14 protein-coding genes are annotated in these 13,716 nt (G+C 70.8%); 5 read left to right on the top strand and 9 right to left on the bottom strand.

The features are described from left to right. Positions 1 to 38: 38 nt before the first annotated feature. The 5 genes from rplI to ACQEU6_RS29505 all read right to left on the bottom strand — a co-directional run bounded on the left by rplI (position 39) and on the right by ACQEU6_RS29505 (position 2,182). Entirely contained in the window at positions 39 to 485 is a 447-nt protein-coding gene (gene rplI, locus ACQEU6_RS29525) for a 50S ribosomal protein L9 (protein ID WP_499336313.1), read from the bottom strand. A 17-nt stretch (positions 486 to 502) separates the two neighbouring features. Further along, the gene (gene rpsR / locus ACQEU6_RS29520; protein ID WP_019631633.1) at positions 503 to 739 is read right to left on the bottom strand and encodes a 30S ribosomal protein S18; all 237 of its coding nucleotides are present in this window, start codon (positions 737 to 739) and stop codon (positions 503 to 505) included. An 82-nt stretch (positions 740 to 821) separates the two neighbouring features. Further along, entirely contained in the window at positions 822 to 1,418 is a 597-nt protein-coding gene (locus ACQEU6_RS29515; protein WP_499336312.1) for a single-stranded DNA-binding protein, read from the bottom strand. 37 nt (positions 1,419 to 1,455) lie between these two features. Beyond that, positions 1,456 to 1,746, bottom strand: a complete 291-nt coding sequence (gene rpsF, locus ACQEU6_RS29510) for a 30S ribosomal protein S6 (RefSeq protein ID WP_131877633.1) — start codon at positions 1,744 to 1,746, stop codon at positions 1,456 to 1,458. Between the two features lie 271 nt (positions 1,747 to 2,017). Next, positions 2,018 to 2,182, bottom strand: a complete 165-nt coding sequence (locus ACQEU6_RS29505) for a hypothetical protein (protein ID WP_499336311.1) — start codon at positions 2,180 to 2,182, stop codon at positions 2,018 to 2,020. A 218-nt stretch (positions 2,183 to 2,400) separates the two neighbouring features. Between ACQEU6_RS29505 and ACQEU6_RS29500 the strand changes: the two genes are divergently transcribed. The 3 genes from ACQEU6_RS29500 (at position 2,401) to ACQEU6_RS29490 (ending at position 4,140) form a co-directional block, all read left to right on the top strand. Next, a complete protein-coding gene (locus ACQEU6_RS29500) occupies positions 2,401 to 2,712 on the top strand; it encodes a hypothetical protein (RefSeq protein ID WP_499336310.1) in 312 nt (103 codons plus the stop codon). A gap of 89 nt (positions 2,713 to 2,801) precedes the next feature. Then, on the top strand, positions 2,802 to 3,569 hold the full coding sequence (locus ACQEU6_RS29495) for a deoxyribonuclease IV (protein ID WP_499336309.1): 768 nt from the start codon (positions 2,802 to 2,804) through the stop codon (positions 3,567 to 3,569). 184 nt (positions 3,570 to 3,753) lie between these two features. Then, positions 3,754 to 4,140 (top strand): DUF4190 domain-containing protein, encoded by a 387-nt coding sequence (locus ACQEU6_RS29490; RefSeq protein WP_499336308.1) that lies wholly within the window; start codon positions 3,754 to 3,756, stop codon positions 4,138 to 4,140. A 13-nt stretch (positions 4,141 to 4,153) separates the two neighbouring features. Here ACQEU6_RS29490 and ACQEU6_RS29485 read toward each other — a convergent pair whose 3' ends face one another. Further along, entirely contained in the window at positions 4,154 to 4,621 is a 468-nt protein-coding gene (locus ACQEU6_RS29485; protein WP_499336307.1) for a barstar family protein, read from the bottom strand. A gap of 300 nt (positions 4,622 to 4,921) precedes the next feature. Between ACQEU6_RS29485 and ACQEU6_RS29480 the strand changes: the two genes are divergently transcribed. After that, positions 4,922 to 5,389: a hypothetical protein gene (locus ACQEU6_RS29480; RefSeq protein ID WP_499336306.1), complete on the top strand. Its 468-nt coding sequence runs from the start codon at positions 4,922 to 4,924 to the stop codon at positions 5,387 to 5,389. 126 nt (positions 5,390 to 5,515) lie between these two features. Next, a complete protein-coding gene (locus tag ACQEU6_RS29475; protein WP_499336305.1) occupies positions 5,516 to 6,451 on the top strand; it encodes a MerR family transcriptional regulator in 936 nt (311 codons plus the stop codon). 1 nt (position 6,452) lies between these two features. Here the strand turns inward: ACQEU6_RS29475 and ACQEU6_RS29470 are convergent, their stop codons facing one another. The 3 genes from ACQEU6_RS29470 to ACQEU6_RS29460 all read right to left on the bottom strand — a co-directional run bounded on the left by ACQEU6_RS29470 (position 6,453) and on the right by ACQEU6_RS29460 (position 13,435). Then, the gene (locus ACQEU6_RS29470; protein ID WP_499336304.1) at positions 6,453 to 7,889 is read right to left on the bottom strand and encodes a glycosyltransferase family 87 protein; all 1,437 of its coding nucleotides are present in this window, start codon (positions 7,887 to 7,889) and stop codon (positions 6,453 to 6,455) included. A gap of 93 nt (positions 7,890 to 7,982) precedes the next feature. After that, positions 7,983 to 10,151 carry a transglycosylase domain-containing protein gene (locus ACQEU6_RS29465; protein WP_499336303.1) on the bottom strand — a complete coding sequence of 723 codons (2,169 nt, stop codon included), beginning with the start codon at positions 10,149 to 10,151 and terminating at the stop codon, positions 7,983 to 7,985. Between the two features lie 746 nt (positions 10,152 to 10,897). Beyond that, positions 10,898 to 13,435 carry a transglycosylase domain-containing protein gene (locus tag ACQEU6_RS29460; RefSeq protein WP_499336302.1) on the bottom strand — a complete coding sequence of 846 codons (2,538 nt, stop codon included), beginning with the start codon at positions 13,433 to 13,435 and terminating at the stop codon, positions 10,898 to 10,900. Positions 13,436 to 13,716 lie beyond the last annotated feature (281 nt).

Raw genomic sequence — 13,716 nt, 5'->3', positions numbered from 1 at the left:
GCCCTGAGCGGGTCCGGGGGTCGTCGGTCGGTCGTGCGTCAGGCCTCGAGGACGTTGACCTCGATCGTGGCGTCGACGTCGCTGTGCAGGCGCACGCTGACCCGGTGGGTGCCGACGGTCTTGATCGGGTTCCCGATCTCGATGCGGCGGCGGTCCAGGTCGGGGCCGTCGGCGGCGCGGACCGCCTCGGCGATGTCGGCGGCCGTCACGGCGCCGAACAGGCGGCCGTTGCTGCCGGTGCGGGTGCGCAGCGTCACGCGCAGCCCGCCGAGCCGGTCGGCGACCTCGCGGGCGTGCTCGGCGGTCGCGATCTCGCGGGCCGAACGCGCCTTCTTGATCGAGTCGACTTCCTTCTCGGCGCCCCGGGTCCACTTGATCGCGAACCCGCGGGGGACGAGGTAGTTGCGGCCGTAGCCGTCACGGACGTCGATGACGTCACCGGGCTCGCCGAGCCCGGAGACCTGCTGGGTCAGGATGAGCTTCATGTTCTTTACCCCCTGCCTCAGCGCGCGGTGCTGGTGTACGGCAGCAGCGCCATCTCGCGGGCGTTCTTGATCGCCGTGGCGACGTCCCGCTGGTGCTGGGTGCAGTTGCCGGTCACCCGCCGGGCACGGATCTTGCCGCGGTCGGAGATGAACTTCCGCAGCAGGCCCGTGTCCTTGTAGTCGACGTAGGAGATCTTCTCCTGACAGAAAACGCAAACCTTCTTCTTCGGCTTGCGGGGAGGTGGCTTCGCCATCGTGGTGCTCCTTTGGGAGAGCCCCGCTCACGCGGGAATGGACGTGTACTGGTTGTCTCTTGGTCGCGCCGGAGCGGCCGGGCTAGAAGGGCGGGTCGTCGGAGAACCCGCCGCCGCCACCGCCGCCGCCGGTGGCCCAGGGGTCGTCGGCCGGAGCGCCGCCCTGCTGGCCGCCGCCGAAGCCGCCGCCCTGCTGGCCGCCGCCGCCGAAACCTCCGCCGCCCTGGCCGCCCTGACCGCCGCCGCCGAAGCCGCCGCCGCCCTGGCCGCCACCGCCGCCGAAGCCGCCGCCACCGCCGCCTCCGCCACCCTGCCGCTGGGTCTTGTTGACCTTGGCGGTGGCGCTGCGCAGCGACGGGCCGACCTCGTCGACCTCGACCTCGAAGACGGTGCGCTTCTCACCCTCGCGGGTCTCGTAGGAGCGCTGCTTGAGGCGTCCCTGCACGATCACCCGCATGCCGCGCTGCAGGGTCTCGGCCACGTTCTCGGCGGCCTGCCGCCAGACGTTGCAGGTCAGGAAGAGCGCTTCGCCGTCCTTCCAGTCGCCCGACTGGCGGTCGAAGAACCGCGGGGTCGAGGCCATGCGGAAGGAGGCGACCGCCTGGCCGCTCGGGGTGAAGCGCAGATTCGGGTCCTCGACGAGGTTCCCGACGATCGTGATTACGGTGTCGCCTGCCATGGGGCTCGCTCCGGCTGCTTAGAGGGCTGAGCCCGGCTCAGTGGACCTCGGGGCGGATGACCTTGGTACGCAGGATCGACTCGCTCAGGTTGAGCTGCCGGTCGAGCTCCTTGACCGTGGCAGGCTCAGCCGACAGGTCGACCACCGCGTAGATGCCTTCGGACTTCTTCTGGATGTCGTACGCCAGGCGCCGGCGGCCCCAGACGTCGACCTTCTCCACGCTGCCGCCGCCGTCCTTGACGACCTTCAGGAACGGGTCGAGCGCCGCGCCCGCGGTGCGCTCGTCGATGGCGGGGTCGAGAATGGTCATGAGTTCGTAACGACGCATGCTGTGTCCCTACCTCCTCTGGACTGATGCGGTCACGGTCTCTCCGTGACAGGAGGGCTCTTGCGTCCGTCGCGGCGGCGCCGGACCCGGATCGCCGGGCGGACCTGCCGCGAGACCGATACAGGCTACCAACACTGAGGGGCGCACAAGTCCGTTCCCGCAGCGGAGCGCCCGCGGAGCGGGACGAATCGGCCTGTGCCGCTCGTCTCCGGGCGTGGGCGGGGTTCGCCCAGGCCCGGTCACGGAGTCGGCCGGGACTCCGGAGCACGGCCTAGTGCCTTGCCTGGGGTTGGGTGGGGCGGGGACAGCGGCGGCGTTCCAGTTCGGCCATGATGTCCGCCATGCGGGCGCGCATGCGCGCGGCCTGGGTGGTCAGCATCGACAGCTCCTCGACGAGTTCCACGTCACCGATGAGCCCCAACTCCGCTTTCGTCACGGTGTGCACCTCCTGCTCTTCCCCCGCTTCCCCTCGGGGGACGGACCCGAGCCGGTGTTCTCGAATCCGTGTTCGACCGTACCGGGTGCCGCCGACATTCCGCGCCGCCCCCGGTTGATCAACGCCTCCGGAGGGAATTGCTTAACCCGCATGGTCCGTCCGGTCCCGCGCCGCCGTGCGGCCCCAGGCGCGGGAGTCCGAGCTGGAGGAGGGTCCCGATGTCCCAGCAGACGACCGGCGCCGGCGCACCGAAGCGCGCCGTCCGCGCCCAGAGCGAGGCCGAGCCCCATCGGCGGCAGGACGTGCTGGCGGTGGCGGCGGTGACGATCGGGATCGCGGCGCTGATCCTCGGCTGGATCCCCGCGGCCCATTTCGCCGGGACGCTGCTCGGCGTGATCGGCCTGCCGGTCGCCCTGTACTCCCAGATGGTCTCCGCGACGACGAACGAGCGGTGGCTGAACGTGATCGGGATGATCGCCTCGTTCGTCGGAGCGGGCTTCGCGCTGAGCCACGGCGGCTTCTCGATCTGACCGCGTTCTCGATCTGACCCGTTCCCGATCTGACAGCGGGGGCGGTGTGACCTCGCGTCTTGTCGCAGGGCGCGGCTAGTCTCGTCGGCATGCGCATCGGAGCCCACGTCGACCAGAACAACCCGCTCGACAACGCCCGCGCGGTCGGCGCCGACGTCGTCCAGTTCTTCCTCGGCGATCCGCAGGGGTGGAAGAAGCCGGTCCTGCCCGAGGGCGTGGAGGCCCTGGAGGGCTCCGGCGTGGACGTGTACGTCCACGCCCCGTACACGATCAACGTGGCGACGTCCAACAACCGGATCCGGATCCCGAGCCGCAAGAACCTCACCCAGCAGCTGGAGGCGGCCGCGTCGATCGGGGCGAAGGCGCTGATCGTGCACGGCGGGCACGTGCTGAAGGACGACGACCCGGAGACCGGCTTCGAGAACTGGCGCAAGGTGTTCGAGCGGGTCGAGTGCCCGATCCCGGTCTACATCGAGAACACCGCGGGCGGCGGCAACGCGATGGCGCGCAGGTTCGACCGGATCTCGCGGCTGTGGGAGGTGCTCTCCGGGGTGCCGGGCCTGGAGTCCAAGCTCGGTTTCTGCCTCGACACCTGCCACGCGCACGCGGCGGGGGAGGAGCTCGTCGACGCCGTCGACCGGATCAAGGCCATAACCGGCCGCATCGACCTGGTGCACTGCAACGACAGCCGGGACTCCTTCGGGTCGGGGGCCGACCGGCACGCCAACCTGGGCAGCGGCGGCATCGACCCGGAGCTCATCCTCGGCGTTGTGCGGGCGGCGGGCGCCCCGGTCGTGGTGGAGACGCCCGCGGACGGCCAGGCCGACGACATCTCGTGGTTGCGTTCGAAGCTCTGAGGAAGCAGAGTCGGGATCGTCGCCCGTGTCCGGGAACCGCGGTGGCGAATGCGGCATCTAAATGCGCGTAGACCCAGCCTGACGACAAAACTCGAAGGTCACGTCACACTGGCATAATCCGGAACCAGCCCTCAGCGCACGCGTGCTCTCCGGCGGCGGGCGCGCGAAATCGATCGGGAAGCACATGGCACAGCCCCCCTACGACCCGTACGGCTACGGAGCCCAGGACCCCTACGCCCAGTCCTACTCCCAGCCCCCGGCCGTGCAGCACCACTACTACGGGCAGCAGGCGATGCCGGCCATGCGGCCGACCAACGGGATGGCGACCGCCTCACTGGTGTGCGGCCTGATCGGCTTCGTCGCCTGCGGCCTGACGTCCATCCTCGCGGTGATCTTCGGGCATGTCTCGCTCGGCCAGATCAAACGGACGGGCGAGGGCGGTCACGGCATGGCCGTCACCGGCCTGATCCTCGGCTACCTGATCTCCGCGGGCTGGCTCCTCATCCTGCTCTTCTACATCCTCGGCATCGCGATGTTCGCGGCGAGCAGCGGTTCCACCAGCACCTACTGATCCCAGTCCCGCCTCAGGCGAGCCGGGGGACGCCCGCCATCTCCACGCCGACGCTCGACATCAGCACCGTCATGGGGGTGGGGGTGTCCCGCCAGGTCCTCACCGCGCGCCCGAACACGTCGAGGACCGCGCGCAGCGACGCCGGGTCGGCGTCGGCCAGCTCCGCCCACGATTCGTAGAGCACCAGGTAGCCGTGCTTCGCGGGCGTCCACGACAGGTCCCTCAGGCATGCGCCGAGATCGTCCCAGTCGGCGCCCGCGCCCTCGGGCAGTTCGAACGCGCCGCCGCACAGCCGCAGGAACGAGTCCCGGTCCCTGGCGCGACGTCCGTCGAGGTAGAAGCCGCGCCAGCCGGCCTCGTCGGCGCGCTCCATCCAGTCCGTGTCGCCGACGGCGCGTGGCCCGGGGGGCGTCCGCCACTGGTAGACGCCCGGTCTCAGCCGTCCGGCGAGCAGCTCGGTCAGTGCTCGGTCCGCGTTCACGTCATCTCCCGGCGGTCGCCGCTCCCCCGCGGGTCCGCGAGGGGCGGGGGCGACCGGCGTCGCCCGCCGCGTTCCGTTCCCCCACACCCGCCTGCAATCCCCCCAGATCGGTAGATTCCTGCCACACCGCGCCCCCGACCACCCGGGGCGCCCCCCCGTGACGGCCGAAGCCGTTCCGCGACGCACCGGCATCCCTTGACACGCATCCCGTCGATTTCTATTCTCTCCAATAGAGAGATGCTCATAAGACGAGCAACTCTTGGAGCGAGGTAGTTGCCCGATTCCGAGAGGAACACAGAGATGGACACCACGCCCACCGCCGCCGGCACGCCGACCCGCGTCCAGGCCCACTACGAGAACGTCAAGAAGCTCGGCCACTGGACGACCGGCCGCCGCTTCAAGGTCCGCGCCCGCCGCGGCATGGTCGTGCTCGACCTGCGCTCGCCGCGGATCCCCGACGGCGACATCGAGATCGAGCTCGACCTCGACCACTCGATGGTGAAGCTGCTCGTCCCGCAGGACGCCCGGATCGACCACTGGGACCTGCGCTACACCGGCCGCGGCCGGGTCAAGGACTGGACGGGCGAGAACGGCGACGGCCGCGCGATCCGCGTCTGCGGCGAGGTCCGGCACGGGGAGATCCGCGTCCACCGCGGCGGCGTCGCGACCCTGTCGGCGATGTTCTCCCGCGAGTTCGTCCAGGACGTCCGCCGCGCCCGCCGCGAGGGCGCCACCCCCACCGTCGCCGACCCGGCCCACGAGGGCTGAGCAGGCTCTCCGGGCTCCGAGGCCCGTCCCGGCGGCCCCGCCCGGACGGGCCTCTCCCACGTCCGGTGTGAGAACGTGCGATTCCGGGTTGAGTCTCCACCGGCTGGAGGCAGCAGGGTGAGGGGCATGGACGGCGACACCACCTACACGATCGGCGAGCTGGCGCGCCGCACCGGGCTGACGGTGCGGACGATCCGGTTCTACTCCGACGCCGGTGTCGTCCCGCCCACCCGCCGTACCGATGCCGGCTACCGGCTGTACGACGCGGACGCCGCCGCGCGCCTCGACCTGGTGCGGACGCTACGGGACCTCGGCGTCGACCTCGCCACCGTCCGGCGGCTGCTGGACCGGGAGGTCGACCTCGGGCAGGTCGCGGCGGCGCACGCGGACGCGCTGGACGTGCAGATCCGCACGCTCCGGCTGCGCCGGGCCGTGCTGCGGGCGGTGGCCAGACGCGGATCGACCCCAGAGGAGATCGAACTCATGCACAGGCTCGCCCGGCTGTCCGACGAGGAGCGGCGCCGGATCATCACCGACTTCATCGACGAGTCCTTCGCCGGGCTCGACCTGCACCCCGGCTTCGCGGAGAAGATGCGCGCCGCGCTGCCGGAACTGCCCGACGAGCCCGAACCCGAGCAGGTCGACGCCTGGGTCGAGCTGGCCGAACTCGTCGGCGACCCCGGCTTCCGGGCCTCGGTGCGCAGGATGGCCGAGTTCCAGGCGGCCGAGGTCGCGCAGGGGACGCCGCCCTCGGAGGACTTCGCCGGCCTCGCCGAGCTGACTCGGGAGAAGGCGGAGCAGGCCGTCGCGGACGGAATCGAACCCGGATCGGACGCGGCGCGTCCCGTCGTCGACGACGTGGTCCGCGCCTACGCCGACGCGTGGGGCGCCGCCGACGACGCCGCCTTCAGGCGCGACCTGCTCCACCGGCTGGAGATCGGCACCGACCCGCGCACCGAGCGGTACTGGCAGCTGATCGCCCTCATCAACGGGTGGCCCGTCCCGCCGACGCTGACGCCGCTCTTCCAGTGGTTCGTCGACGCGCTGCGCCTGCGCGGCTGACTCAGGTGGGCAGGGGCACGCCGGCGTGGTGGTCGCCGCGCCGGCGTGCCAGCGCCACCACGTCGGACGCGCCGTCGAGGACGCCGCCCGCCGGGTCGTCGTCCCCGTCCGAACGCACGATGTCGGCGGACGGGACCAGGATGTCCCGCACCACCAGCGCCGCCAGGACGAGGACGGTCACGAACCGGGCGAGCAGCGCCAGGGTGTAGACGTCCTTGCTGATCCCGCCGTCCGGGGCGTCCAGGCTCAGCACCGCCGACAGCGTCCCGGACAGGTCGGCGCCCTGCGTCTGGGCGGACACCGACAGCAGGAACCACCAGATGCCGAAGAAGTAGGCGATCTCGCCGATCTGCCAGGCGACGAAGGCCGGCAGCTTCGGCCGCGCCAGCACCGCCAGCGGCAGCAGCCACAGGACGTACTGCGGCGACCAGACCTTGTTCGGCAGCATGAACGCGACCAGCACGAGGAACATCAGCTGCGGCAGCCGCGGGCGGCGCGGAGCCGCCAGGGCGAGGACGGCGATCCCGGCCGCGAGGACGAGGAACGTCCCCGTGCCGAACAGGTTGAGGAGGTCGGTGTCGGACGCGGGCTTCTCCAGCCCGTGGTCCTGCAGGACGAAGAAGATCGAGCCCCAGTCGATGCCGCGCTTCTGGCTGAAGGTGTAGAACTCCTTCCACCCGTCCCACGCGAAGAGCATCACGGGCAGGTTCACCGCCAGCCACCCGGCGGCGGTGCCGGCGAGCATCCGGCCCATGGGACGCCACTGGCCGGCCCGGACGCACAGCAGGACGAGCGGCCCGAGGAACAGCAGCGGATAGAACTTCGCCGCGATCGCCAGGCCGAGCAGAGCGCCCGCCAGCGCCGGGCGGCGCGCCGACCAGGCGGCCAGCGCCAGCGCCGACAGCGCCACCGCCAGCAGGTCCCAGTTGATGTAGGCGGTGAGGAGCAGCGCGGGGGACAGCGCCACCATGAGACCGGTGCGCAGCGAGCGGCGTCCGGCCGCGTACGCGGTGGCGAGGACGGCGACGACCGCGAGGACGGCAAGGAGCAGGGCGGTCACGTTGTAGAACGCGAGGCCGCGCCCGTCCACCCCGAACGGCTTGACCAGCCACGCGACCAGCTGCATGAAGCCGCCGCTCAGCACCGGGTACTCCACGTACCGGATGTCGGAGCCGGTGAACGTGTCGAAGTACGGCAGCTTCCCGTCACTGAGCCCGCGCACGTAGTACAGCGGGTAGACGTCGGTGTAGCAGGCGTTCGCCGTCGTCTTGAGGAAGTCGAACCGCACCGAGGCGCAGGGCTGCTTCTGCAGCCAGCCGAGAAGGCACGTCAGTGCGGTGAGCCCGGCCAGCACCGGCGCGAGCCGCTTCAGCCGCCCGGGGGCGTCCGCCCGGTCGCTGTCGGCGGACATCGTGAGCCTCTCCGTGGACGACGACATGGACAGCAGCCTATTCGCCCCGGGGAGCGGGCGATCAAGAACGGAACGGCCCGGAGCCGTGGGGCTCCGGGCCGTCGCGTCGCGGACGTGCCGCTAGTTGTTGGTGGTCGGGTCGCCGTTCTCCCGGCAGGCCGGATCGTTCTTGTGCTGGGGTTTCGCGCACCACCAGGTCTTGTCGCCGGTGGGAGGAAGGTCGGGGTTGCAGCCGAGGGGCATGTTGTACTGGTTGCACGGCACGTCGTCCGTCCCCGGCGGGGTGATGGTCGGCGTGTCCGTCGGCTTCGGCGACTCCGTCTGGCAGCCGGGCTGCGGCCTCTGCTGCTGCTGTTGTCCCGGCTGGCAGGTCGGGGTGTTGGTCGGCGTCGGGGTCGGGGACACCGTGGGAGTCGGCTTCGCCTTCGCCCACGGGGCGACCTCGCCGCCGTTGACCGGCGGCGGGAACTGCGTGATGTCCTTGCCCTCCAGAGCCTTCAGCATGAAGGTCTTGAACAGCTCGGCCGGGACCGTACCACCGTAGACCTGGCTGTAGTTGCCGACCCCGATCAGCGACTTGCGGTTGCCGTTCTTGTCCTCCCGCCACATCGCCGACGACGTCACGAGCTCCGGCGTGTAGCCGACGAACCAGGCCGACTTGTTCTCGTCGGTGGTACCGGTCTTACCGGCGACCGGACGGGCGCCGAGGCTCGCGCGGGTACCCGTACCGCTGGTGACGACCGCCTGCATCGCGTTGGTGGCGTCCGCCGCGACACCCTCGTCGAAGGCCGTCGTGGGCTTCTGCCAGGGCAGCTTCTCCAGGAGCTTGTGATTGTTGTTCATGATGGGCTTGCCGCGGTTGTCGGTGACCTTGGCGATCACGTGGGCCTCGCGGTGCTTGCCCCCCGCCGCGAACGTCGAGTAGACCGACGCCATCGTGACCGGGCTGGCGTCGATGACGCCCAGCGGCAGCGAGGTGATGGTGTTCGAGAGGTTCTCGGTGTTCTCCGGGATGCCCATCTTCTTGGCCATGTCCACGACGTTGGCCAGCTGGACCTTCTGCCCCAGGTCGACGTACGCCGTGTTGATCGACATGGCGGTCATCTGCTTGAGGTTGTAGACGCCGTTCTCCGAACGGCTGTCGTTGGTGAAGGTCGCGCCGCCGATCGTCCGCTTGTAGCTGCCGTCCATCGTCGTCCGCAGGCTGATGCCCTGGTCGAGCGCCGTGGCGAGCACGATCGGCTTGAACGACGAACCCGGCTGCACCTTGCCCTGGAACGAGTTGTCGAACTGCTGCTTGCGGTAGTCCGTGCCGCCGTAGGCGGCCACCACCCCGCCCGTCTTCGGGTCGATCGCCGTGAGCCCGAACTTGATGTCGCTCTTCAGGCCGTTCTGCTTGCGGATCTGCGAGACGGCCTTGTTCGTGTAGTCCTGCAGGTCCTTGCGGAAGGTGGTGGTGATCTTCAGGCCACCGGTCTCCAGCATCTGCTCGTCGATGCCGAGCGTCTTCAGCTCGTTGATGACGCGGTCCTGGAGGTAGCCGGAGTTCGGGTCGTCCGGGACGTCGCTCCAGTTCTTCTGCGTCTGCGGGAACTTCGCCTGGGCGCGCTTGCCCGAATCGAGCCAGTTCTTCTCGACCATGCCGTCGAGGACGTAGTTCCAGCGGTTGATCAGCGCCTGCTTGGCCGGGTTGGACGCCGGTCCGTAGGTGGCGAAGTAGCCCGGCCGCTGGATCAGGGCCGCGAGCATCGCCGCCTGCGACTCGTTGATCTCGGTGACGGGCTTGTGGAAGTAGGCGCGGGACGCCGCCTGGATGCCGTAGGCGTGCCGTCCGAACGGGACGGTGTTCAGGTACAGCTCCAGGACCCGCGTCTTGTCCATCTCCTTGCCCATCCGGACGGAGATGAGGATTTCCTTGAGCTTGCGGCTGGCCGTGCGGTCCTGGCTGAGGTTCGCCCAGTAGTTGCGGGCCAGCTGCTGGGTGATCGTCGAGGCGCCGGCGGCGCCGCCGCCGGTCCCCGCCCGGTACAGCGCGCCCACGATGCCGACCGGCGAGATGCCCGGCTCGTGCCAGAAGTTGCGGTCCTCGGCGGCGAGGACGGCGTTCTGGACGTGCTTCGGCACCTTGGCCAGCGCGATGTCCTCGCGGTGCGTGCCGATGCGGGCCATCGTCGACCCGTCCGCGTAGGTGATCACCGATTCCTGGCGGAGCGCGGCCTGCTGCTTCTCCGTCGGGATCGGGGTGTTGGCGTAGGCGACGATGACCAGCGTCGCCAGGCCGAGGATCATCACGCTGACGACGGCGACAGTGATCTTCCAGTTCGGGACGTAGCGCCGCCAGCCCGTCTTCTTGTTCGCCTCGTCCGCGGGCTTGCGCTCGCGGCGGCGACCGCCTCCGCGCCCGCGCCCGCGCCCGCCGCCGCGGCCCTCGTCACCCCAGAAGCCGTCGTCCCCGCCGCCTCCGGAACCGCCGCCGCGGCCGCCAGGGCCACCCGGACCGCCTGGACCGCCTGGTCCGCCCGGCCCTCCGGGACCACCCGGTCCGCCGGGGGGACCTCCGGGGCCTCCTCGCATGGGACGGCCGGGCGCACCCGACCGCGACGCCGCGGGCGCGCCGCGGCGCCGCGTGCCGCCGGGGGCCCCGGCCCGCGAGGGCCCGCCGGCCCGTCCGCCTGGCCTGCCACCGGGGCGGGGCGTCCTGCCCGGCGTCGGCGAGCCTCCCGGCGCGCCGCGCTGCCCGCCCGAGGGCATGCCGGAGGAGCCGGGGCGGGGGGAGCCCCTCCGGCCAGAGCCCTCTCCGAAATCCGGTCCATATCGGCTTGGGTTACTCACGCGGCCTCATCAACTGGGGTACGGCTTTGCGTCGTCCGAGCGTACTGTGCCCCCGGTGCGCAGGGGGCCGGTGAGGCAAGGCTCGCCTTCATCGGGACGAATGGGCGCATGCGGTCAAGGGCGCCGGCATGCGGCACTGCGCGAGGATGCTCCATGTCACACCCCATCTCCAGTGGACGGTTCGGTTCGCGTGGCCGGCGGGTTCATTCGGGCGGCCTCGCCAGTGGCAGCAGCGGCCTCAGGCTCTCGGTCTCGGCCTGGGCGCCGCGGCCCCTGCGGCCCCGGCAGGCGGAATCGCCCTGGTGCATCTGGCACCACCACCGCGGCGGCGGATTGCTCGGCGGCTTGTTCGGGTCGCAGTTGCCGTTCTGGAAGGGGGACTGGCACGGCTTGCCGTTGCCGCCATCACCGCCGTCGTCCTGGCAGCGCGGGTCGAACTTGCCGACCGGGGTGTTGCACCACGGCGGCTTGCCCTCGTCGTCCTTTTTCTTCTTCTCAGGCGGCTTGGCCCACTTCTGCACGATCCCGGCCCACGCGGGCGGCGGGAACGCCTGCGCGTCCATGCCCTGCACCGCGTTCGCCATGTAGGACCGCCAGATGCGGGCGGGGATCGTGCCGCCCTCCACCTCGCCGATCTGCGGCAGGATCACCGACTTCTTCTTGCCGTCCGGCCCCACCGCGTCGTTGTAGATCGTCACGGCGGTCGAGACCTGCGGGACGTACCCGACGAACCACGACGAGACGTTGCGGTCCGTCGTACCCGTCTTGCCCGCGGCCTGGCGCCCGTCCGGCAGCGCCGCCGCCGTCGCGGTGCCGCCCTTGATGACCTGCTGCATCGCGTACGTCGCGTCCGCGGCGACCTTCGGGCTGAAGACGCGGTGCTTCTCGTAGTTCGGCCGCAGCCGCACCGTCTTGCCGTCCGACTTCTTGACCACGCGGATCACGTGCGGCTGGTGGTACATCCCGCCGTTGGCGAACACCGCGTACCCCGCCGCCTGCTCGATCGGCCGGATGTTGTTGACGCCCAGCGCGAGGTTCAGGCAGCACTTGTGCGGTTCCAGCAGGTCGGACGCGATGCCGGCGTCCGTCTCGGTCTTCATCGCCTCCTCGATGCCGACCTTGCCCATCAGCTGGATGAACGCGGTGTTGACCGAGTCCTTCGTCGCGGTGATCAGGTTGATCGCCGGGCCCACGTTGTGGCTGTTCGGGACGATCACGGCGTTCGGGTCGTCCTTGGACACCACGCTGCCGTCCGGGCCGATCGGCGTCTTCGACCGTCCCTCGACGAGGCTCTTCAGGCTGTAGTTCTGCTTCAGCGCCGTCGCGAGCACGTACGGCTTCATCGCCGACCCGGCCTGCGCCGAGCCCTGCCACACGTTGTCGAAGGACTGGTTCAGGTAGTCGGGACCGCCGTAGAACGCGACGACCTCGCCGTTCGCGGAGTTCACCGACACCAGCCCGACCCGGATCTTCTTCTTCGCGAGCTTCTTCGGGTTCACCTGCGGGACGGTGTGCTCGGCCGCACGCTTGGCCATCGCCATCTTCTTGCGGTCGAACGTCGTGTAGACCCGCAGGCCCTGGGTCGTCAGCTCCTTGGTGTCGACGTCCAGCCGGCCGAGCTCCAGCTTGGCGCGCATCAGCATGTAGCCCCGCTGGCCGCCGTAGAGCTGGTCGCTGGTGCCCGCCTTGCGGATCTTGGGCGGGCCCTGCTTGATGTACTTGTCGGCCTCGGCCCGGCTGAGCTTGCCCATCGAGACCATGCCGTTGAGCGTGTACTGGTACCTGGCGGTCGCCCACGCCTGGCTGCCCTTGTCGCCCGGGTCCCGGTTGGGGTTCTGGATGATGCCGCCGAGGAGGGCCGCCTGGTCGGGGCGCAGCTTCCACACGTCCGTCCCGAAGTACTCGCGGGACGCCGCCTGGATGCCGTAGGTGTCGCGGCCGAAGTAGATCGTGTTCAGGTAGAGCCTGAGGATCTCGTCCTTGGAGTGCTCGTCCTCCAGCTTCAGCGAGATGAACAGCTCCTGGAACTTCCGGCTGACCGTCCGGTTGTTCGGGTCGGAGTAGTAGTTCTTCGCGAGCTGCTGGGTGATCGTGGAACCGCCGCCCGACCCGCCGGTCAGGTTGTCCCACACCGCCCGCGTCGTCCCCTTGATCGAGAAACCCGGGTCGGTGCGGAAGCTGCGGTTCTCCGCCGCCAGCACCGCGTTCTGGACGTTCGGCGGGACCTTGGCCAGCTCGACGCTCTGCCGCTTCTTGCCGATCCGGCCGATCTCGGTGCCGTCGGTGTAGTAGAAGATCGACGCCTGGTCCTCGACGCCCGCGACCGTCGGTTCCTTCGGGGTCGGGGTGTTGGCGTAGGCGACCCAGATCAGCGTGACGAACGCCGCGAGGCCGAGCCCGCAGACACCGCCCACGACCTTCCAGGACGGGATGAAGCGCCGCCAGCCCGTCTCGCGGGACCGCAGGTGCCCGAGGAAGCCCTTCTTGCCGGGCTGCCCGTGCCGTCCGGGCCCGCCGGGGCCACCCGGACCACCGGGTCCACCGGGTCCGGCAGGTCCGCCGGGGCCGCCCGGGCCGCCGGTGCGGTTGGCCGCGCGCACACCGCCGCCGCGGAACTTCGCGGTCACCTTCGCGCCGAGGTCCTGCCCGGCCTTCCCGAGCTCTCCGAGCTTCTCGCGCACGCCGGGCTTCGGGGCCGCGCCGGGCGTCCCCGGCGTCCCGAACCCTACGGGCGGTCCCATTCCGCCCGCACCGGGCCCACCCGCGGGTCCCATGCCGGGCGCGTTGGGGAACCCGGGACGTCCCGGCGCACCCATTCCCGGCGCCGCAGGGCCGCCGGGAGGACCGCCCATCCCAGGACGACCGCCTCCCATACCGGGCCCGCCCTGCATGCCGTAGCCGCCCGGGGGCGTGTTGCCGGGCGCGTTGCCCATGCCGGGCCCGCCGTTGCCACCGGGCCCACCGAAACCGCCTGGGCCGGGCGGCTGCCCTGGCCCAGGGTTGCCGCCCGGACCACCGAAAC

Source organism: Spirillospora sp. CA-108201, assembly GCF_050936235.1.
Lineage (GTDB): Bacteria > Actinomycetota > Actinomycetes > Streptosporangiales > Streptosporangiaceae > Spirillospora.
Note: the sequence above shows the minus strand (reverse complement) of the source record. Positions and strands in the feature narration are given on the sequence as shown.

Excerpts from the sequence above, each read along its gene's own strand:
- ACQEU6_RS29460 (WP_499336302.1), bottom strand. The coding sequence starts at position 13,435 with ATGGGACCGCCCGTAGGGTTCGGGACGCCGGGGACGCCCGGCGCGGCC.
- ACQEU6_RS29490 (WP_499336308.1), top strand. The coding sequence starts at position 3,754 with ATGGCACAGCCCCCCTACGACCCGTACGGCTACGGAGCCCAGGACCCC.
- ACQEU6_RS29470 (WP_499336304.1), bottom strand. The coding sequence starts at position 7,889 with ATGTCGTCGTCCACGGAGAGGCTCACGATGTCCGCCGACAGCGACCGG.
- ACQEU6_RS29465 (WP_499336303.1), bottom strand. The coding sequence starts at position 10,151 with ATGATCCTCGGCCTGGCGACGCTGGTCATCGTCGCCTACGCCAACACC.
- ACQEU6_RS29475 (WP_499336305.1), top strand. The coding sequence starts at position 5,516 with ATGGACGGCGACACCACCTACACGATCGGCGAGCTGGCGCGCCGCACC.
- ACQEU6_RS29495 (WP_499336309.1), top strand. The coding sequence starts at position 2,802 with ATGCGCATCGGAGCCCACGTCGACCAGAACAACCCGCTCGACAACGCC.
- ACQEU6_RS29500 (WP_499336310.1), top strand. The coding sequence starts at position 2,401 with ATGTCCCAGCAGACGACCGGCGCCGGCGCACCGAAGCGCGCCGTCCGC.
- rpsR (WP_019631633.1), bottom strand. The coding sequence starts at position 739 with ATGGCGAAGCCACCTCCCCGCAAGCCGAAGAAGAAGGTTTGCGTTTTC.
- ACQEU6_RS29515 (WP_499336312.1), bottom strand. The coding sequence starts at position 1,418 with ATGGCAGGCGACACCGTAATCACGATCGTCGGGAACCTCGTCGAGGAC.
- ACQEU6_RS29480 (WP_499336306.1), top strand. The coding sequence starts at position 4,922 with ATGGACACCACGCCCACCGCCGCCGGCACGCCGACCCGCGTCCAGGCC.
- rplI (WP_499336313.1), bottom strand. The coding sequence starts at position 485 with ATGAAGCTCATCCTGACCCAGCAGGTCTCCGGGCTCGGCGAGCCCGGT.
- rpsF (WP_131877633.1), bottom strand. The coding sequence starts at position 1,746 with ATGCGTCGTTACGAACTCATGACCATTCTCGACCCCGCCATCGACGAG.